This is a genomic window from Planktothrix paucivesiculata PCC 9631, from assembly GCF_900009265.2.
Lineage (GTDB): Bacteria > Cyanobacteriota > Cyanobacteriia > Cyanobacteriales > Microcoleaceae > Planktothrix > Planktothrix paucivesiculata.
In genome coordinates this window covers 215,605-235,386 of sequence record NZ_LR735008.1, presented here as the reverse complement: position 1 = coordinate 235,386, position 19,782 = coordinate 215,605, and the positions used below count along the sequence as shown (strand labels likewise).

The 19,782-nt window shown below is 38.9% G+C and carries 18 protein-coding genes and 1 rRNA gene; 5 read left to right on the top strand and 14 right to left on the bottom strand.

Annotated features, from left to right (window positions below; all coding sequences use genetic code 11):
* Position 1: 1 nt before the first annotated feature.
* From PL9631_RS07995 to PL9631_RS07945, 11 genes are all read right to left on the bottom strand, one after another.
* Positions 2 to 3,163 (bottom strand): valine--tRNA ligase, encoded by a 3,162-nt coding sequence (locus tag PL9631_RS07995; RefSeq protein WP_083618755.1) that lies wholly within the window; start codon positions 3,161 to 3,163, stop codon positions 2 to 4.
* A 359-nt stretch (positions 3,164 to 3,522) separates the two neighbouring features.
* Positions 3,523 to 4,680, bottom strand: a complete 1,158-nt coding sequence (locus PL9631_RS07990; RefSeq protein WP_083618753.1) for a restriction endonuclease — start codon at positions 4,678 to 4,680, stop codon at positions 3,523 to 3,525.
* Positions 4,661 to 5,548 carry an adenine-specific DNA-methyltransferase gene (gene yhdJ, locus PL9631_RS07985; protein WP_083618896.1) on the bottom strand — a complete coding sequence of 296 codons (888 nt, stop codon included), beginning with the start codon at positions 5,546 to 5,548 and terminating at the stop codon, positions 4,661 to 4,663. The genes PL9631_RS07990 and yhdJ (PL9631_RS07985) overlap by 20 nt, the downstream gene beginning before the upstream one ends.
* Before the next feature lie 124 nt (positions 5,549 to 5,672).
* Complete coding sequence (locus tag PL9631_RS07980; protein WP_156090481.1) at positions 5,673 to 5,849, bottom strand: hypothetical protein; 177 nt, start codon at positions 5,847 to 5,849, stop codon at positions 5,673 to 5,675.
* Complete coding sequence (locus PL9631_RS07975; RefSeq protein ID WP_083618753.1) at positions 5,842 to 6,999, bottom strand: restriction endonuclease; 1,158 nt, start codon at positions 6,997 to 6,999, stop codon at positions 5,842 to 5,844. The genes PL9631_RS07980 and PL9631_RS07975 overlap by 8 nt, the downstream gene beginning before the upstream one ends.
* Complete coding sequence (gene yhdJ, locus PL9631_RS07970) at positions 6,980 to 7,867, bottom strand: adenine-specific DNA-methyltransferase (RefSeq protein ID WP_083618896.1); 888 nt, start codon at positions 7,865 to 7,867, stop codon at positions 6,980 to 6,982. The genes PL9631_RS07975 and yhdJ (PL9631_RS07970) overlap by 20 nt, the downstream gene beginning before the upstream one ends.
* Positions 7,868 to 7,991: 124 nt before the next feature.
* Positions 7,992 to 8,168, bottom strand: coding sequence for a hypothetical protein (locus tag PL9631_RS07965; RefSeq protein WP_156090481.1), 177 nt, complete (start codon positions 8,166 to 8,168; stop codon positions 7,992 to 7,994).
* Positions 8,161 to 9,318 (bottom strand): restriction endonuclease, encoded by a 1,158-nt coding sequence (locus PL9631_RS07960; protein WP_083618753.1) that lies wholly within the window; start codon positions 9,316 to 9,318, stop codon positions 8,161 to 8,163. Before PL9631_RS07960 ends, PL9631_RS07965 begins: the two co-directional genes overlap by 8 nt.
* Positions 9,299 to 10,186, bottom strand: a complete 888-nt coding sequence (yhdJ, locus tag PL9631_RS07955; RefSeq protein ID WP_083618896.1) for an adenine-specific DNA-methyltransferase — start codon at positions 10,184 to 10,186, stop codon at positions 9,299 to 9,301. The genes PL9631_RS07960 and yhdJ (PL9631_RS07955) overlap by 20 nt, the downstream gene beginning before the upstream one ends.
* A 124-nt stretch (positions 10,187 to 10,310) precedes the next feature.
* Complete coding sequence (locus PL9631_RS07950; protein ID WP_156090481.1) at positions 10,311 to 10,487, bottom strand: hypothetical protein; 177 nt, start codon at positions 10,485 to 10,487, stop codon at positions 10,311 to 10,313.
* Positions 10,480 to 11,556 (bottom strand): restriction endonuclease, encoded by a 1,077-nt coding sequence (locus PL9631_RS07945; RefSeq protein ID WP_231516673.1) that lies wholly within the window; start codon positions 11,554 to 11,556, stop codon positions 10,480 to 10,482. Before PL9631_RS07945 ends, PL9631_RS07950 begins: the two co-directional genes overlap by 8 nt.
* A 64-nt stretch (positions 11,557 to 11,620) precedes the next feature.
* Between PL9631_RS07945 and rrf the strand changes: the two genes are divergently transcribed.
* A 5S ribosomal RNA gene (gene rrf / locus PL9631_RS07940) occupies positions 11,621 to 11,737 on the top strand.
* A gap of 93 nt (positions 11,738 to 11,830) precedes the next feature.
* On the opposite strand, the gene PL9631_RS07935 is transcribed toward rrf, so the two are convergent.
* The 3 genes from PL9631_RS07935 to btpA all read right to left on the bottom strand — a co-directional run bounded on the left by PL9631_RS07935 (position 11,831) and on the right by btpA (position 15,964).
* On the bottom strand, positions 11,831 to 13,990 hold the full coding sequence (locus tag PL9631_RS07935; protein WP_083618892.1) for a CHASE2 domain-containing protein: 2,160 nt from the start codon (positions 13,988 to 13,990) through the stop codon (positions 11,831 to 11,833).
* A gap of 99 nt (positions 13,991 to 14,089) precedes the next feature.
* The gene (locus PL9631_RS07930; protein WP_083618751.1) at positions 14,090 to 15,007 is read right to left on the bottom strand and encodes a vitamin K epoxide reductase family protein; all 918 of its coding nucleotides are present in this window, start codon (positions 15,005 to 15,007) and stop codon (positions 14,090 to 14,092) included.
* A 102-nt stretch (positions 15,008 to 15,109) separates the two neighbouring features.
* Positions 15,110 to 15,964, bottom strand: coding sequence for a photosystem I biogenesis protein BtpA (gene btpA, locus PL9631_RS07925; protein WP_156090480.1), 855 nt, complete (start codon positions 15,962 to 15,964; stop codon positions 15,110 to 15,112).
* A 326-nt stretch (positions 15,965 to 16,290) separates the two neighbouring features.
* Here btpA and PL9631_RS07920 point away from each other — a divergent pair, with 326 nt between their 5' ends.
* The 4 genes from PL9631_RS07920 (at position 16,291) to frr (ending at position 19,706) form a co-directional block, all read left to right on the top strand.
* Positions 16,291 to 17,244: an SGNH/GDSL hydrolase family protein gene (locus PL9631_RS07920; protein ID WP_083618747.1), complete on the top strand. Its 954-nt coding sequence runs from the start codon at positions 16,291 to 16,293 to the stop codon at positions 17,242 to 17,244.
* Between the two features lie 320 nt (positions 17,245 to 17,564).
* A complete protein-coding gene (locus tag PL9631_RS07915) occupies positions 17,565 to 18,104 on the top strand; it encodes a thioredoxin family protein (RefSeq protein ID WP_083618745.1) in 540 nt (179 codons plus the stop codon).
* Between the two features lie 338 nt (positions 18,105 to 18,442).
* Entirely contained in the window at positions 18,443 to 19,171 is a 729-nt protein-coding gene (pyrH, locus tag PL9631_RS07910) for a UMP kinase (protein ID WP_083618743.1), read from the top strand.
* Positions 19,158 to 19,706: a ribosome recycling factor gene (gene frr, locus PL9631_RS07905; protein ID WP_083618741.1), complete on the top strand. Its 549-nt coding sequence runs from the start codon at positions 19,158 to 19,160 to the stop codon at positions 19,704 to 19,706. Before pyrH ends, frr begins: the two co-directional genes overlap by 14 nt.
* Positions 19,707 to 19,782 lie beyond the last annotated feature (76 nt).

Genomic DNA, 19,782 nt, shown 5'->3' with positions numbered 1-19,782 from the left:
GTTAGTTAAATTGACTTAACCGTTGTTGGAGAATTTCCGCTTGTTTTTCCGCTTCTGTTAAACTATTGCGGGTATTTTCTACAACTTCTGGTTCCGCACGGTTAACGAAATTCGAGTTATTCAAATTCCGTTGTAACCCTTGAATTTCCTTTTCCACCTTGGCTAATTTTTTCTGCAATTTCGTTTGAAATGCAGCTAAATCAACCACCCCCGCTAAAGGCATTAATACCTGCACAGTTCCCACCACTCCCGCAATACTTTGTCCTTCATTTCCAGTTAACTTCTGTGTAATGGTTAATTCTTCAACTTTCCCCAACTCTTGAATATAGGTTTGTCCTTGTTTCAAAATTTGCTGTTCTTTCGTGCTGTCGCTTTGCAGAATAGCATTAACCTTAACCTTGGGTTTAATATCTGCCTCCGCGCGTAAATTTCGGACGGTACGAATTGCCCCAATAATTAACTCAAAATCCGCCTCTAGTTTCGGATCAATAATGCTGATAATTTCACTGGATTGATCTTGACAAATTGTGGAATAAATGTTAGGACTTTCAATGTTTTTATCTGCTGTTTGACTCCCGATAAATTCCGTTTTCCACTCCTGTAAAATCTTCGCAAGTTCCGCCCGTTGGGACGCTTTTAGCAGATATCGATACACAAACCAACCCGAATAACCCATCCCAATTAGTTCAAAAATGCTAGAGATTAAGGGTAATTCGTTAAGGGCATTTAACGCCGCCACAAAACATTTAACCGTTAAAAAAGCAACGAAAAATAGACCCGTCAGAATCAGGGGTTTTTGATATTGTTTAAAGAAACCTCCTAAAACCTCCGGTAATTCAAACAAAATTGTGATGGATTGACCTAAAATTGAATCAGGATCATTAACAAACTTTCCTAACCGTTGTACTTCCAGGTCTAATACATTATCTTCTACCACCACCGGATAGGGTTGCAACGCTAAACAAGATTCTTCTCCCGTTTGGGTTAAACTATGCCAAATTTCTTCGGTAATATGGGGCATAAACGGATGGAGAAGTTTTAAAATCCCTTCTAAAACATAAGCTAAAGTTTGTTGGGAAACCTGACGAGAGGCGTTATTTTCTCCTTGTAAACGGGGTTTAGCTAATTCAATATACCAATCACAAAAATCCCCCCAAATAAACTCATAAATGCCTTTAGCTGCTTCACCAATCCCGTAATTATCCATATCTTCACGGGTTTGTTTGACGGTTTGGTTAAAGCGAGATAAAATCCATTTATCACTCAGTTCTAATTGATTAATATTGGGTTCTCCTAACTGTTTAGGAGATTTCCCGTCTAAATTCATCATCACAAACCGAGAAGCATTCCAGAGTTTATTAGCAAAATTTCGAGATGCTTCAACAGATGCAGATTCGTCGGTTTCTCGATTATATTCTAAACGAATATCCTGCCCTGCGCCGATGACTTCTTTCATTAAGGTAAACCGCACCGCATCGGTTCCGTATTTATCAATTAGTAATAACGGATCAATGCCGTTTCCGGCGGATTTTGACATTTTTTTGCCATTTTCATCCCGAATTAACCCGTGAATATATACGGTTTTAAAGGGCATTTTATCGGTAAAATATGCTCCCATCATCGTCATCCTGGCAACCCAGAAAAAGATAATATCAAACCCCGTTGATAGGGTACTGGTAGGATAATATTTACTTAAATCTAAGGTTTCTTCCGGCCATCCCAAGGTGGAAAACGGCCATAAACCGGAGGAAAACCAAGTATCCAAAACATCAGGATCTTGTTCTAAAATTACTGCTTCTCCGAATTTGGCGATCGCTTTTTCCTGGGCTTCTGCTTCAGTTCTAGCCACTACAAACGGCGTATTATCGCTAATTTTACCCCCCGTTTCACTAACAGCATACCAAGCCGGAATTTGATGCCCCCACCACAATTGTCGAGAAATACACCAATCATCTAATTTAACTAACCAATCTCGATAAACCTTTGTCCAACGGTCAGGAACAAAGACGGGAGAATCCTGTTGGTCTAAACAATTTAACGCCTTATCTGCCAAGGGACGAATTTTAACAAACCATTGGGTTGATAATAGCGGTTCTACTGGAACTTTACCGCGATCGCTATAGGGAACCGTATGTTTATAGTCTTCAATTTTAACTAAAAATCCCTTATCTTTCAGGAATTGAATCAGATTTTTTCGGGCGAAAAATCTATCTTGCCCGGCAAATGGCCCCGCATTTTCATTTAAGGAGCCATCCTGATTCATAATATTAATCATCGGCAGTTGATGCCGTTGACCCATTTGAAAATCATTAGGATCATGGGCCGGAGTTACCTTAACACAACCCGTACCAAAATTTGGATCAACAAAATCATCCCCAATAATCGGAATTTCCCGTTTAATAATCGGTAAAATTACCGTTTTCCCAATTAAATCTTTATAGCGAATATCATTAGGATTAACTGCCACCGCCGTATCCCCTAACATTGTTTCCGGTCGGGTGGTTGCCACTTCCACATAACCCGTACCATCGGTTAAAGGATAGCGAAAATGCCATAAATTCCCATCAACTTCCTTATTTTCAACCTCTAAATCCGATACCGCCGATTGACTCGCCGGACACCAATTAACTAAATATTTACCCCGATAAATTAACCCATCTTCATATAATCTAATAAAGGCTTCTAAGACCGCTTTTGATAACCCTTCATCCAGGGTAAATCGTTCCCGTGTCCAGTCACAAGAAACCCCCAAACGTCGCAACTGATTAACAATTGTTCCGCCGGATTCTTCCTTCCATTCCCAAGCTCGTTGTAAAAATTTTTCTCGTCCTAAATCGTCGCGGGTTTTCCCTTCTGCTTTGAGTTGTCGTTCTAAAATTGTTTGGACTGCAATACTGGCGTGATCCATCCCGGGCAAATACAGCGCGTTATGACCCTTCATCCGATGATAGCGAATTAGGGCGTCAATCAGGGAGTTATTAAAGGCATGACCGATATGGAGATTTCCCGTGACGTTGGGCGGGGGAATCATAATACAATAGGGTTCCCCGGGTTGGTTGGGGTCAGCTTTAAACACCTGATGGGCTTCCCAATACTGTTGCCATTTGGCTTCGGTACTAAAGGGTTCGTATTTTGTGGCCTGGGTGGGAGTCGTTGCAGTCATGGGTTTGGACAAGATGGGCAATTTTAGACAATCCTTTCTATTCTGCCATATTTGGGCTAGGGGGCTGCTCCCTAATCCTATAAACGCTAAACAGTATAGGTTTGAGCGATATCAAAAAAAGTTTGAAAAAGGGGTTGACATTCCCAGAAAAAGCGAGTACATTAGTAAATTGTGAGAGGCAAGCAAACAAAACACAAACGGCTGCAAACCTCAAACCCAGGTGAAAGTTTATAGNATTAGTGATAGTAACGTGATAATGTTCTCCCTTGGTTTCTTCCGGTTTACGAATAGCATTCCGTCTACAATCGAATTCTGGGGCCGATTCAATATAAAACGGCGACTTATGGGAATACCAATGTCTACTCATTTTCAACCCCATTTTCGTTGATCAAAATATCTTGTTCCTCTGCTTCTACATTAAATTCCACACGACTTTGTAAAACGATTTCTTCAATAACAGATGCACCTTTACCCCGTTCTAAAACCCTATCAAAATGACTGATCAGTTCGGGAATATTAATCACTTCTTCTACAGATTCCATATATTTTTTAACAATGGCTTTAATATTATATTTTTCCGTCGCTTTTTCTCTGATTTTGTTTAAGATTGTTTCAACGGTATGTTCTGTTTTCACAACAAAAGTAATTGGATATCTCTGAACCTTATCAATATCGAGAAAATATTTACCTGCATCAAGAGTTTCTGTGACTTGAAAAAATCTTCCCAGGGGTTTCATTACAAAGTCTATACCCCCATCGTTTGCGTTGGTTCGACCCGTTTTATATAAAACTAAATATTCCACATTTAGTTCATCGGGTGACCAACCCCAATATATTTGTTGGTCTGCATAATATTCCTTCAAAATGGCGTAGCTGACAATTTCAAAAACTCTTGCATCTATATTAGGTTTCAGTAAATCTTTAATAAATTTAACCGCTTGTGAAGGATCTTGTTTCTGAATATCGATCATCTGTTGACAATAGATCATAAAGTTATTGAATGCTTGACCACGCGCTGCTATATAAGCATCAATAATATCTTTAATCGCTTCAGCAATATTTATTTGAGAATTATCAATAGAACATTTTAAGAGATTTTCATTAATCCAATATTTATTGGTTTTAGAATCTCTGATTATAGGTACATAAGATGATGTGGGAAAGTATTTTTTAAATTCTTCATTTAGTCTACTATTGAGGGCATGATTTTGGAGTTTACTTCCAAATGGAAGTTCTCGTTGTCTCTGAAGAAGTCTTGTAAATTTTGCTCCTTCATAATCACTATAATTGCCATTAATATGAAACTTATTATTTAGATAGTCTTCGACCAAGACATATATAGCATAATGATTTGCAAATCCTGCTCGTGACTTGGAACCACGATTAGCAGCTTTTGTCTTAATATTTAGATATTGTAATAACTCGCTAGAATCCAAGATTTTACTTCCCTGTTCAGGAAAATATATATTTAAAATTTCAGTAATCTTATCGGTAAATTCATGCTGTACTGTCGGCATTAAAAAGCTCCTGTTGAATGAAATCAAAATTTTGAGTGTTTTTATTTCTTCTAGTCTGTTTTTTCTGTGGAGGTAATAGCTTCTCCCCTTTATATTCTTGCCATCCCAGAACTCGCCTCAGACCAATTTTAAGATACTCCTCTTGAGATTCTATACTAATAGAATTTCTTCCTAATCGTTTGGCTACCGCACCTGATGTAAATGTACCTCCAAATGGATCAAGTACAATACCACCCTCCTGACTACTAGCAAGAATTATCCTCTCTAGTAATGCTTCAGGCTTTTGGGAAGGATGGTTTTCGTATTCTTTCATAAGATATCTAACACGAGGAAAATACCAGACATTTCCGGGTATTTTTTCCGAATTATAGGGACTAGGAACCGATTTTCTATAATCAATTAACTTTCTTTGTGCGCCTGTTTTTGCTTCTACTTTAATATTATTTGAGTTAAATACATAATTACTCTTATTTTTAACGCAATAAAGTAGGGGTTCATACATTGATCCAAAGTATTTTTTGGCTTGAACTCCTGAACTATCATAATGCCATATAATGCGACTCAGAATTACTATTTTATTTCTTAAATAAAGATCAAAATATGGCATCGCTTGGGTACTTGCCATCACATATAAAGTTCCATTGGGCTTTAATATCCGAATACACTCATCCAGTAATTTATAAGCCCATACTGCATATTCCTCATCAGACTCCCATTTGTCGTGGAAATTTGAGAATTGTTTCCCGATATTGTAGGGAGGATCGATAAAAATTAGATCTACAGATTCAGATGTTATTTCACTTGACAAAATAGGTAAAGAATCACCGTGAAATATAATATGTCCCTGGTCTTCATATCGTTCAAACATTACCATTGTTTAGGAAAGTAATTTATAAACCCATAAAGTGTTTCCAGCTATTAGCGATCGCCCTAATCTAAACTTATTAAATATCACCTTAGATTAGGAATTATTATAACCTTTTTTTCACTATTTAACAACAAGTAGAACTCACAGGAGCGCAACAGGAATCATCGGAATTAGTGATAGTAACGTGATAATGTTCTCCCTTGGTTTCTTCCGGTTTACGAATAGCATTCCGTCTACAATCGAATTCTGGGGCCGATTCAATATAAAACGGCGACTTATGGGAATACCAATGTCTACTCATTTTCAACCCCATTTTCGTTGATCAAAATATCTTGTTCCTCTGCTTCTACATTAAATTCCACACGACTTTGTAAAACGATTTCTTCAATAACAGATGCACCTTTACCCCGTTCTAAAACCCTATCAAAATGACTGATCAGTTCGGGAATATTAATCACTTCTTCTACAGATTCCATATATTTTTTAACAATGGCTTTAATATTATATTTTTCCGTCGCTTTTTCTCTGATTTTGTTTAAGATTGTTTCAACGGTATGTTCTGTTTTCACAACAAAAGTAATTGGATATCTCTGAACCTTATCAATATCGAGAAAATATTTACCTGCATCAAGAGTTTCTGTGACTTGAAAAAATCTTCCCAGGGGTTTCATTACAAAGTCTATACCCCCATCGTTTGCGTTGGTTCGACCCGTTTTATATAAAACTAAATATTCCACATTTAGTTCATCGGGTGACCAACCCCAATATATTTGTTGGTCTGCATAATATTCCTTCAAAATGGCGTAGCTGACAATTTCAAAAACTCTTGCATCTATATTAGGTTTCAGTAAATCTTTAATAAATTTAACCGCTTGTGAAGGATCTTGTTTCTGAATATCGATCATCTGTTGACAATAGATCATAAAGTTATTGAATGCTTGACCACGCGCTGCTATATAAGCATCAATAATATCTTTAATCGCTTCAGCAATATTTATTTGAGAATTATCAATAGAACATTTTAAGAGATTTTCATTAATCCAATATTTATTGGTTTTAGAATCTCTGATTATAGGTACATAAGATGATGTGGGAAAGTATTTTTTAAATTCTTCATTTAGTCTACTATTGAGGGCATGATTTTGGAGTTTACTTCCAAATGGAAGTTCTCGTTGTCTCTGAAGAAGTCTTGTAAATTTTGCTCCTTCATAATCACTATAATTGCCATTAATATGAAACTTATTATTTAGATAGTCTTCGACCAAGACATATATAGCATAATGATTTGCAAATCCTGCTCGTGACTTGGAACCACGATTAGCAGCTTTTGTCTTAATATTTAGATATTGTAATAACTCGCTAGAATCCAAGATTTTACTTCCCTGTTCAGGAAAATATATATTTAAAATTTCAGTAATCTTATCGGTAAATTCATGCTGTACTGTCGGCATTAAAAAGCTCCTGTTGAATGAAATCAAAATTTTGAGTGTTTTTATTTCTTCTAGTCTGTTTTTTCTGTGGAGGTAATAGCTTCTCCCCTTTATATTCTTGCCATCCCAGAACTCGCCTCAGACCAATTTTAAGATACTCCTCTTGAGATTCTATACTAATAGAATTTCTTCCTAATCGTTTGGCTACCGCACCTGATGTAAATGTACCTCCAAATGGATCAAGTACAATACCACCCTCCTGACTACTAGCAAGAATTATCCTCTCTAGTAATGCTTCAGGCTTTTGGGAAGGATGGTTTTCGTATTCTTTCATAAGATATCTAACACGAGGAAAATACCAGACATTTCCGGGTATTTTTTCCGAATTATAGGGACTAGGAACCGATTTTCTATAATCAATTAACTTTCTTTGTGCGCCTGTTTTTGCTTCTACTTTAATATTATTTGAGTTAAATACATAATTACTCTTATTTTTAACGCAATAAAGTAGGGGTTCATACATTGATCCAAAGTATTTTTTGGCTTGAACTCCTGAACTATCATAATGCCATATAATGCGACTCAGAATTACTATTTTATTTCTTAAATAAAGATCAAAATATGGCATCGCTTGGGTACTTGCCATCACATATAAAGTTCCATTGGGCTTTAATATCCGAATACACTCATCCAGTAATTTATAAGCCCATACTGCATATTCCTCATCAGACTCCCATTTGTCGTGGAAATTTGAGAATTGTTTCCCGATATTGTAGGGAGGATCGATAAAAATTAGATCTACAGATTCAGATGTTATTTCACTTGACAAAATAGGTAAAGAATCACCGTGAAATATAATATGTCCCTGGTCTTCATATCGTTCAAACATTACCATTGTTTAGGAAAGTAATTTATAAACCCATAAAGTGTTTCCAGCTATTAGCGATCGCCCTAATCTAAACTTATTAAATATCACCTTAGATTAGGAATTATTATAACCTTTTTTTCACTATTTAACAACAAGTAGAACTCACAGGAGCGCAACAGGAATCATCGGAATTAGTGATAGTAACGTGATAATGTTCTCCCTTGGTTTCTTCCGGTTTACGAATAGCATTCCGTCTACAATCGAATTCTGGGGCCGATTCAATATAAAACGGCGACTTATGGGAATACCAATGTCTACTCATTTTCAACCCCATTTTCGTTGATCAAAATATCTTGTTCCTCTGCTTCTACATTAAATTCCACACGACTTTGTAAAACGATTTCTTCAATAACAGATGCACCTTTACCCCGTTCTAAAACCCTATCAAAATGACTGATCAGTTCGGGAATATTAATCACTTCTTCTACAGATTCCATATATTTTTTAACAATGGCTTTAATATTATATTTTTCCGTCGCTTTTTCTCTGATTTTGTTTAAGATTGTTTCAACGGTATGTTCTGTTTTCACAACAAAAGTAATTGGATATCTCTGAACCTTATCAATATCGAGAAAATATTTACCTGCATCAAGAGTTTCTGTGACTTGAAAAAATCTTCCCAGGGGTTTCATTACAAAGTCTATACCCCCATCGTTTGCGTTGGTTCGACCCGTTTTATATAAAACTAAATATTCCACATTTAGTTCATCGGGTGACCAACCCCAATATATTTGTTGGTCTGCATAATATTCCTTCAAAATGGCGTAGCTGACAATTTCAAAAACTCTTGCATCTATATTAGGTTTCAGTAAATCTTTAATAAATTTAACCGCTTGTGAAGGATCTTGTTTCTGAATATCGATCATCTGTTGACAATAGATCATAAAGTTATTGAATGCTTGACCACGCGCTGCTATATAAGCATCAATAATATCTTTAATCGCTTCAGCAATATTTATTTGAGAATTATCAATAGAACATTTTAAGAGATTTTCATTAATCCAATATTTATTGGTTTTAGAATCTCTGATTATAGGTACATAAGATGATGTGGGAAAGTATTTTTTAAATTCTTCATTTAGTCTACTATTGAGGGCATGATTTTGGAGTTTACTTCCAAATGGAAGTTCTCGTTGTCTCTGAAGAAGTCTTGTAAATTTTGCTCCTTCATAATCACTATAATTGCCATTAATATGAAACTTATTATTTAGATAGTCTTCGACCAAGACATATATAGCATAATGATTTGCAAATCCTGCTCGTGACTTGGAACCACGATTAGCAGCTTTTGTCTTAATATTTAGATATTGTAATAACTCGCTAGAATCCAAGATTTTACTTCCCTGTTCAGGAAAATATATATTTAAAATTTCAGTAATCTTATCGGTAAATTCATGCTGTACTGTCGGCATTAAAAAGCTCCTGTTGAATGAAATCAAAATTTTGAGTGTTTTTATTTCTTCTAGTCTGTTTTTTCTGTGGAGGTAATAGCTTCTCCCCTTTATATTCTTGCCATCCCAGAACTCGCCTCAGACCAATTTTAAGATACTCCTCTTGAGATTCTATACTAATAGAATTTCTTCCTAATCGTTTGGCTACCGCACCTGATGTAAATGTACCTCCAAATGGATCAAGTACAATACCACCCTCCTGACTACTAGCAAGAATTATCCTCTCTAGTAATGCTTCAGGCTTTTGGGAAGGATGGTTTTCGTATTCTTTCATAAGATATCTAACACGAGGAAAATACCAGACATTTCCGGGTATTTTTTCCGAATTATAGGGACTAGGAACCGATTTTCTATAATCAATTAACTTTCTTTGTGCGCCTGTTTTTGCTTCTACTTTAATATTATTTGAGTTAAATACATAATTACTCTTATTTTTAACGCAATAAAGTAGGGGTTCATACATTGATCCAAAGTATTTTTTGGCTTGAACTCCTGAACTATCATAATGCCATATAATGCGACTCAGAATTACTATTTTATTTCTTAAATAAAGATCAAAATATGGCATCGCTTGGGTACTTGCCATCACATATAAAGTTCCATTGGGCTTTAATATCCGAATACACTCATCCAGTAATTTATAAGCCCATACTGCATATTCCTCATCAGACTCCCATTTGTCGTGGAAATTTGAGAATTGTTTCCCGATATTGTAGGGAGGATCGATAAAAATTAGATCTACAGATTCAGATGTTATTTCACTTGACAAAATAGGTAAAGAATCACCGTGAAATATAATATGTCCCTGGTCTTCATATCGTTCAAACATTACCATTGTTTAGGAAAGTAATTTATAAACCCATAAAGTGTTTCCAGCTATTAGCGATCGCCCTAATCTAAACTTATTAAATATCACCTTAGATTAGGAATTATTATAACCTTTTTTTCACTATTTAACAACAAGTAGAACTCACAGGAGCGCAACAGGAATCATCGGAATTAGTGATAGTAACGTGATAATGTTCTCCCTTGGTTTCTTCCGGTTTACGAATAGCATTCCGTCTACAATCGAATTCTGGGGCCGATTCAATATAAAACGGCGACTTATGGGAATACCAATGTCTACTCATTTTCAACCCCATTTTCGTTGATCAAAATATCTTGTTCCTCTGCTTCTACATTAAATTCCACACGACTTTGTAAAACGATTTCTTCAATAACAGATGCACCTTTACCCCGTTCTAAAACCCTATCAAAATGACTGATCAGTTCGGGAATATTAATCACTTCTTCTACAGATTCCATATATTTTTTAACAATGGCTTTAATATTATATTTTTCCGTCGCTTTTTCTCTGATTTTGTTTAAGATTGTTTCAACGGTATGTTCTGTTTTCACAACAAAAGTAATTGGATATCTCTGAACCTTATCAATATCGAGAAAATATTTACCTGCATCAAGAGTTTCTGTGACTTGAAAAAATCTTCCCAGGGGTTTCATTACAAAGTCTATACCCCCATCGTTTGCGTTGGTTCGACCCGTTTTATATAAAACTAAATATTCCACATTTAGTTCATCGGGTGACCAACCCCAATATATTTGTTGGTCTGCATAATATTCCTTCAAAATGGCGTAGCTGACAATTTCAAAAACTCTTGCATCTATATTAGGTTTCAGTAAATCTTTAATAAATTTAACCGCTTGTGAAGGATCTTGTTTCTGAATATCGATCATCTGTTGACAATAGATCATAAAGTTATTGAATGCTTGACCACGCGCTGCTATATAAGCATCAATAATATCTTTAATCGCTTCAGCAATATTTATTTGAGAATTATCAATAGAACATTTTAAGAGATTTTCATTAATCCAATATTTATTGGTTTTAGAATCTCTGATTATAGGTACATAAGATGATGTGGGAAAGTATTTTTTAAATTCTTCATTTAGTCTACTATTGAGGGCATGATTTTGGAGTTTACTTCCAAATGGAAGTTCTCGTTGTCTCTGAAGAAGTCTTGTAAATTTTGCTCCTTCATAATCACTATAATTGCCATTAATATGAAACTTATTATTTAGATAGTCTTCGACCAAGACATATATAGCATAATGATTTGCAAATCCTGCTCGTGACTTGGAACCACGATTAGCAGCTTTTGTCTTAATATTTAGATATTGTAATAACTCGCTAGAATCCAAGATTTTACTTCCCTGTTCAGGAAAATATATATTTAAAATTTCAGTAATCTTATCGGTAAATTCATGCTGTACNTATGGCTCAGTGGAACCACTCCGATCCATCTCGAACTCGGAAGTGAAACGCTGATACGGCGAAGATACTTGGCGGGTAGCCGCCTGGGAAAATAGCTCGGTGCCAGGTTAATAATCAAAAACCCCTTCCAGTGATAAATCGGAGGGGGTTTTTGTTATCAATAGTTTCTGCAACGGCTGTTTGATATTCGTGCCTACAGACTTAATCTTCTCGGGAAAACTCATACAAATTTTTCCCGGTGGTCTTAGCGCGATACATGGCTGCATCTGCTAACTTAATCAGGGTTGACCTATCTTGGGCATCCGTGGGGTACAAACTAATACCGATGCTGGTAGTAATCGAAATTTTGTGTCCTTCTAAAACGGTTTCTTCCGTAATGGTATCAAGGATTTTTTGGGCAACCCTAGCAATATCTGACTTACTGGGAATCCCCGGCAGAATCACGGTAAATTCATCCCCCCCCAAGCGAGACACCGTATCACTTCCCCGCAGACACCCTTTGAGTCTGTCCGCAATAGTTTTAAGTAGTAAATCTCCCACCTGATGACCGAGATTATCATTCACATCCTTAAAGTCATTTAAGTCTAAAAATAACAGTGCCACCATTCGATTTTGGCGGTTTGCCCATTCGATTGATTGAGTTAACCTTTCTTGGAATAGGGTACGGTTGGGGAGTCCAGTTAGGGGGTCATGTTCGGCGGAAACCCGTAATTCTGCATTAGACCGTTTGAGTTCGGCGGCAATTTGTTTTAAATTATCTTCTAAAAGTTTCCGTTCGGTAATGTCTCGAATCACTCCTACTAAATAGACATTTCCGGCCGCGTCTCGGTGCAGCGATCGCTTGGTTGCAATATAATGGGTAGTACCCAAAGCATTGGTTAACTGTTCTTCATTTTCCTGTTCCCAGGTAGTATTAAAAGCCATTTCATCTTGTTGGCGAAACATTTCGGCTTCATGTTTAGGAAAAAGTTGATCATCGCTTTTTTCCATTAATACATTCAACGGATAACCCACAAATTTACAATAGGCTTGATTTAAAACTATTTTCTGATGGTCTTTATTTTTGACAAAAATCGGGTCAGGAATAGTATTAATAATACTTTGTAAAAATTCGGTAGACCGTTTTAACTCCCCTTGTAAATGGGCTAAATGGGCAATAATCACGCCCGCCGACCCCATTAAAGCCAGATTAGCCGGAATCACAGGAATCCACCAACCTTTAAGAAAAGCCAGATAAGTTACCCCGCCGATCCCAATACTAATTAAAATAATTAAAGACACCGAACGACGGAGGGATTGGAGTTTCCAACTCAAGGCAGCCCCCACCCAAGACCATCCGAAAATCCACAACCATTCTAAGGGTTCTGGCCAGACTTTAATTAGGGTTCGACCATCCAAAACTGAACTAATAATTTGACTGGTTAATTGGGCTTGTAGTTCAACACCATACATCGGTTCAGAAGACTTAAATATCCCATCACTATAGGAGGTAAATTCTGAATCTTTAATACTCGGAGCCGTGGAACCAATAATCACAATTCGATTTTTAATTAAATCAGGAGAAACTCGACCTTCCAAAATATCCCGCATCGGAATAGAGGGGAATGTTCCCGTCGGCCCCCGTAGGTTGACTAAGAATTGATAACCGCCATTGTTGGCTCTAATATAGGAACCATCATTAGGTTTAAACCAAGGAAATACAGTATTTTTGATTTTTAATTCCTTGGGATTTTTCGGAGAAGGTTTAGGTATAATTCCTTGATTTTCGAGATAAATTAGAGCCAGTTGTAAAGCAAAACTTGTGCGAAATTGTTGATCTTCATTGTTAATATATAATAATCCCCGTCTAACTTTACTATCGGCATCTCGCGGGACATTATTAAACCCAATTTGGTTTTTTTGTACTAAAATTGGAGACGATTTAACCTGCGACTTTCTGTTAGTTTCTAATAATTCAATCCCGATTAAATTAGGAATCGTTTCAAAGGCTTTTGCTAATTCTGCTTGTCCGGGTGCGATGGGCAAATCCCGATAAATATCTAAACCAATGGCTTGTGGTTGACCCTGATTAACTTTTTGTAACAGTCGAGCCAAAGTTCTATCAGAAGTTGGAAACCCATACTCTTGTAAATCCTGTTCATCAATCCCGATAATTAAAATCCGATCATCTACAGATTCTAAGGGACGTGCTCGAAAATATTGGTCATAAAGCGCCCATTCGGACGGTTGTAAAATCCCTAAAAATCTAATAAAAATCACCACCGCCGTCACACCAGAAGCAGTTACTAATACTCGACCTTCTTGAGATAACCAGCTTTTAAGTGGGACTCGACGACAATACTCTTTAAATCTTTTGAACATCGGTTGCAGCCATCCTCCTGTCGATTGAATGTCAAGTCCTAGGGGCGGATACTGTAACTGACCCTGGGTAATCCGCCCCATCTCTAGTTGATCAATCGATCAAAACTTGAAGTTTTGTTGCCCCTGATAGTTCGATAATTCAGCTAATTTTTCTAAGGGTTGAATTCCCGGGTACAATTTACCCCCAATTTCCCAAGTGGGGAAACCCTGAATTCCGGCTTTTTCGCAAACTTGGGTTTGAGAATTTTTGCCATCACTCGTACATTCAATATAGTTAATCATAGCAAACGCCTCCTTCCCAAAGAGTTGTTTTTGGTCGTAACAGTGGGAACACCAATAGGCCCCATATTCCTTTGCCCCGGTTTGGGTCAAGTGACGAGCTAAAGCAATTTCGGCTGGCCCGGATGTGGTAGTAATCGCTAACCCGGTCTGACCATTACTGTTATCCAAAGAGTTAGGAGCATTGGCAACATCAACACTATTGTACAAACCTAGGGCAACAATGGCCGTAATCATCGCTATCCCAAGACCCGAGAACCAAAGTTGACCCAGATCTTCCCAACTGGTGCCGATGAGAGTTAAAACAAATAGACTCAGACAGAACAGGGCCGAGGCAATACAGTAGGGACAGATTGCTTGAATTCTAAAAAATAGCAAAAACATCAAGTAACTACTGAAACAGACCATTGCAGTAGTTACAAGGAATAGAAAAAACCCCGTTTGAGCTTCAACTGTTTGGCGACGGGCTTTTTCTGTCACCGGGTTAACAATCAAAGGAGCAACGGCTAATAGCAAAACCGTGGTATAGGCTAAAAATCCAAATAAAGTTAGGGGTAAACCTAAGACCGTCGCATAAGGACTATTGAGAACCTCCTCACAGCCAGAAGTGGGACAAACCGCCGTCCCACCAAGGAGTTTAATACTGGTTAAGTAGATATTTTCGATCATACCGATAATCGCGATCGCCGCGATCATCGGCCGTGACCAACGGTAAACCCAAGGGGTAGAACGTCCCATAAATCAGTGATCAGTAAACAGTTATCAGTTATCAGTGTAAGAGTCAACAGTGAGGCGTCAAGACTATCAACTCGCTATTTCACTGATTATTTCTGGCTGGGACTAATGACTGATAACGGGTACAGCCGTGCCATGGCGCGTCTCTACTGATAACTGATTCAAGCTCCGGTGGGTCGTTTCTACAAACTGACTAACTCGACTGGGATCAATCGCTTGATGAATCTGTCCATGGCGTTTTAATGAACTGGACACAATCACCCCATCCGCTGCTTGCATCAGGGTTCCGACGTTTTCCCAACTGGCGCCACTGCCAATAAATACAGGGGTTCCCATAGCCGCCGCCTGAGCCAGTTCTAAATCTTCTAAACTGGGGGGGCTACCCGTAGACCAACCGGAGAGAATTACCCCATCGGCCAAGGCCCGCTCAATCGTTTCTTGGACAGCCGTGGTCAGGTTAGGAGATCCTAATGGACGACCATGTTTGACCAAAACATCGGCTAAAATTTTGACATCACTACCCAATTCCCGTCGATAGCGCAGGATTTCATGGGCGTGACCTTCAATAATCCCTTGATCCGTGGCCATGACGCCGTTTAAGACATTGACGCGGATAAATTGAGCACCCGTACAGGCCGCAATGGCTAAGGCACTATGGGCATCATTCCGCAGCACATTAATCCCTATGGGCAGCGTGACTAAGTTCATAATCCGCTGCACAATCAGGGTCATGGCGCTGACAACGGCTGGATCAACTTGATCTTTGGCAAAGGGAGCATCAAAAAAATTTTCGACGATGATGCCGTTAACCCCACCGGAAGCCAAGGCGGTTGCCTCTTGTTCAGCGCGGTCAATAACTGTTTTCAGGTTTCCTCCCCAACGGGGAGAAGTCGGTAGAGGCAACAGATGTACAACACCGATAATAGGATTAGGAGTTTTAAAGATTTGATCTAAGTCCACAGATTTACCTATGACCACCAAAGTTTTGCCACCTTACCTCTAGGCTCAAAGTAAAGGCAGAGTATGGAGGGTTTGAAAATTAATAAAGACATTACATTATACAGTTATCAGTTATCAGTTATCAGTTATCAGTGCAAGAATTAACAGTCTTTAAGTCTTCTGGTTCAGGAGTTGGATAGAATCGGTAACGGTAGGTTTTTTCTGTCATGTCTTAACATTCTCACACAAAATCTGTAATTTGTTTTTTTGGGTCGCCATTCATCTCGACGCCAACGTTCCTTATGGTGCGGGTCTTCTGGCTCCCATTTTTGATAACTGATAAAAAAATGAAAATTCTTCTAGTCCTGTTGGGAATATTGCTGGGTGTTTTGATGGCGATGGAAATGGGGTTACGCCTGGGTTGGGGATTGGGTTCTCCCGTCCTCTATTTGGCGGACTCGGACATCGGCTATTTATTAGCCCCCAACCAAAAAACCCGTCGTTATGGCAACTTAATTAACATTAACCAGTATTCGATGCGAAGTGGGAATATTAGTCCACTGCCAACGGCTGGGACTCGACGGGTGATGTTATTGGGGGATTCTTTGGTGAATGGGGGATGGTGGACAGACCAATCTCAAACCCTCTCGGCCTTAATGGGTAGACAATTGGCTGCTGCGGGCAGTGGGGGGAATTGGGAAGTCCTGAATGTGGCTGTAAATTCCTGGGGGCCACCGAATCAACTGGCTTATTTACAACGGTTTGGGCTGTTTGGTTCCGAGGTGATAGTCTTGTTGATCAATACCGATGATTTATTCTCTGGAACCCCAAATCCTGGCGTTGTCGGACGCGATCGCAACTACCCTAATATATCCCCTCGTTTAGCTTTAATAGAGGTGTTTAACCGCTATTTAAAACCCTCTGCACCGATGCCGACCGTCGCCCAACCTCAACCTTCTGACCCGGTGGGATATAATTTGGAAAAAATCCAAAGAATTCAAGCCCTTGCTCGGCAAAATGATGCTGACTTGATTTTAGCAATGACACCTTTATTAAGGGAAGTCGGTGAGCCGGGATCGCGGGATTATGAAATTAAAGCCCGTCAACGATTAATGGAAGTCGCACAAGCTGAAAATTGGGTTTATATTGATTTTTTGCCGATCTTCAAAGCTGCTGCTCAACCCGAAACCCTCTATCGAGATCATATTCATTTGACGCCCTCTGGCAATCAATTAGTCAGTGAAACCCTGAGTCAAAGGTTAACAGAAGCCTGGAAAATCCAGAATAAAAATAGATCCTGATTTTCTCCCGATTTTTTATCCGTTTGGTTCCATATTTATCAAAAATAACTAATATTTATTTTTGGTTCAAACCCCAAGAGAAGAATGAGTTTTTCCCTGGGATTTTCTAAAATCCTTGACTGATGTTAGATCTTCAATTAATCTAGTTAGTATGCTTGATCAACTCATCCAATGGCTGGAGATATCCTCAAGGTGATTGATCGGATTTTTTCCATCGAATTCGGTTAACATGAGGTGTAGACCTATGAAGATCAACATTTAATCAGGGTCAATTAAATCTAAATACAATTCACTATTTTAAGAAGGTGAGAATATTAACTATGCCGGGTACTTTAATTAATCGCTATGCTCCTGATTTTGAATTACCAGGAATTGATGATGAAGTTCATCATTTGGCTCGTTATTTAGAAGAATATAGAGCCGTTGTTGTAATTTTTATGTGTAACCATTGCCCCTATGTTCGTTCATACTTACATCGCCTGAAGCAGTTACAACAAGACTATCGGGAACAGGGTGTAATTTTAGTTGGGATTAATGCCAATGATGCCACCCAATACCCGGATGATAGTTTTGAGAATATGAAAAATTTTGCCATAGAACAGGGATTAAATTTTCCCTACATTCGAGATATTACCCAAGAGGTAGCCCATTGTTTTGGGGCGAGTAATACCCCAGAAACGTTTTTATTAGATCGGTCAGGAATTGTCCGCTATCAAGGCTTAATTGATGATAGTTCCCAACTGGCGGAAAATGTCACTGTCCCCTATTTAAAAAATGCGATCGCCCAACTCCTAAACAACGAACCGATTACCACCGAATGCACCGATGCGATCGGTTGCTCGATTAAGTGGAGATATTGATATCCCTCTTCTGTCACTCTCCGGTTTTTCCTATGATTAGTAATTTCCAAAGCCACGTTATAGTCAACTATCTGGGATGGGGCGATCGCATTTTAGCCAATTTCGCGCTCTCAGGAATTGCTACTCGGAAAAAAATAGTGTGATCGCTTGCTGTGTCTACGCTCTAGGACTGAAAAAATGCAAGATTTTTCGGAGAGTGACAGAAGAGGGATACCAGAAGCACTTGAACTATAGATCCTGATATGATAGCCCCAATGTCTGGGCGACGAGTAACGATCAACCTAATCCGTTCAGGAAAATTGGCGATACTGATGAATACAAAGGCTATGGGGGTATAAATGGGAACAGCGTACAAACGCATTTTACTTAAATTAAGTGGCGAAGCCCTGATGGGAGATTTGGGCTATGGCATTGATCCATCGGTGGTTCAAGAGATTGCTCAAGAAGTAGCCGAAGTGGTTAATCAAGGAGTACAAGTCGCTATTGTGGTGGGTGGCGGTAATATTTTTAGGGGGGTGAAAGCCGCCGCCGGGGGCATGGATCGAGCCACGGCCGATTATGTGGGGATGATTGCTACGGTGATGAATGCGATTACCTTGCAAGATGCTTTAGAACAAATTGGGGTTCCGACCCGGGTGCAAACGGCGATCGCCATGCAGGAAATCGCCGAACCCTATATTAGACGAAAAGCCATTCGCCACCTAGAACTAAATCGGGTGGTTATTTTTGGCGCGGGTTCGGGAAATCCTTTTTTCACCACGGACACCACCGCAGCACTGCGGGCGGCCGAAATTGATGCGGAAGTGATTTTTAAAGCGACCAAGGTAGATGGCATCTATGATAGCGATCCCAAACATAACCCGGACGCCAAACGTTATCAAACATTGACATACAGCTACGTCCTCACCCATGATTTACGAGTGATGGATAGTACAGCGATCGCGTTGTGCAAAGAAAATAATATCCCTATTGTTGTATTTGATCTGACTGTGCGGGGAAATATTAGCCGGGCAGTGAGTGGTGAACCTGTTGGAACCTTAGTTGGAGGTTGGTGTGAAGTTAGCTGAAGTTGAAGAACACATGGTTAAGGCATTGGAGGCGGCTCAACGCTCCTTCAATACCATTCGGACGGGGCGGGCCAATACCAGTTTATTAGATCGAATCATCGTGGAATATTATGGGAGTCCCATGCACTTAAAAGCATTGGCGAATATTAGTACCCCCGACTCCACCACGATTGCAATTCAGCCCTTTGATCGAAATAGCCTCAATATTATTGAGAAAGCGATTTTGATGTCCGATATTGGGTTAACCCCCAATAACGACGGTTCCGTGATCCGTCTGAATATCCCCCCTTTAACCAGCGATCGCCGGAAAGAATTAGTCAAACAAGTGGCTAAATTAGCTGAAGAGGGGAAAGTGGCCGTCAGAAATATTCGTCGGGATGCGATTGATTCTATTCGGAAACAGGAAAAAAGTAGTGAACTCTCAAAAGATGAATCTGCTGATTTGCAAGATTCCGTTCAAAAACTGACAGACAAGTACATTGCTAAAATCGATGAAGCCTTGGCTGTCAAAGAAAAAGACATCACCACTGTTTAACTGAGTTTGAGGGTTGGGGCTTGGTGATTTACGGTTAACACTCAACCCTCAATAAACAACAAAATCCCTAACATAT

What these genes read in the sequence shown, in the direction of transcription:
- PL9631_RS07930 (WP_083618751.1), bottom strand. Translation starts at nt 15,007, where the DNA reads ATGGGACGTTCTACCCCTTGGGTTTACCGTTGGTCACGGCCGATGATC.
- PL9631_RS07920 (WP_083618747.1), top strand. Translation starts at nt 16,291, where the DNA reads ATGAAAATTCTTCTAGTCCTGTTGGGAATATTGCTGGGTGTTTTGATG.
- pyrH (WP_083618743.1), top strand. Translation starts at nt 18,443, where the DNA reads ATGGGAACAGCGTACAAACGCATTTTACTTAAATTAAGTGGCGAAGCC.
- PL9631_RS07975 (WP_083618753.1), bottom strand. Translation starts at nt 6,999, where the DNA reads ATGCCGACAGTACAGCATGAATTTACCGATAAGATTACTGAAATTTTA.
- PL9631_RS07950 (WP_156090481.1), bottom strand. Translation starts at nt 10,487, where the DNA reads ATGAGTAGACATTGGTATTCCCATAAGTCGCCGTTTTATATTGAATCG.
- yhdJ (WP_083618896.1), bottom strand. Translation starts at nt 5,548, where the DNA reads ATGTTTGAACGATATGAAGACCAGGGACATATTATATTTCACGGTGAT.
- PL9631_RS07960 (WP_083618753.1), bottom strand. Translation starts at nt 9,318, where the DNA reads ATGCCGACAGTACAGCATGAATTTACCGATAAGATTACTGAAATTTTA.
- PL9631_RS07965 (WP_156090481.1), bottom strand. Translation starts at nt 8,168, where the DNA reads ATGAGTAGACATTGGTATTCCCATAAGTCGCCGTTTTATATTGAATCG.
- PL9631_RS07980 (WP_156090481.1), bottom strand. Translation starts at nt 5,849, where the DNA reads ATGAGTAGACATTGGTATTCCCATAAGTCGCCGTTTTATATTGAATCG.
- PL9631_RS07995 (WP_083618755.1), bottom strand. Translation starts at nt 3,163, where the DNA reads ATGACTGCAACGACTCCCACCCAGGCCACAAAATACGAACCCTTTAGT.
- PL9631_RS07915 (WP_083618745.1), top strand. Translation starts at nt 17,565, where the DNA reads ATGCCGGGTACTTTAATTAATCGCTATGCTCCTGATTTTGAATTACCA.
- PL9631_RS07990 (WP_083618753.1), bottom strand. Translation starts at nt 4,680, where the DNA reads ATGCCGACAGTACAGCATGAATTTACCGATAAGATTACTGAAATTTTA.
- yhdJ (WP_083618896.1), bottom strand. Translation starts at nt 10,186, where the DNA reads ATGTTTGAACGATATGAAGACCAGGGACATATTATATTTCACGGTGAT.
- PL9631_RS07935 (WP_083618892.1), bottom strand. Translation starts at nt 13,990, where the DNA reads ATGTTCAAAAGATTTAAAGAGTATTGTCGTCGAGTCCCACTTAAAAGC.
- yhdJ (WP_083618896.1), bottom strand. Translation starts at nt 7,867, where the DNA reads ATGTTTGAACGATATGAAGACCAGGGACATATTATATTTCACGGTGAT.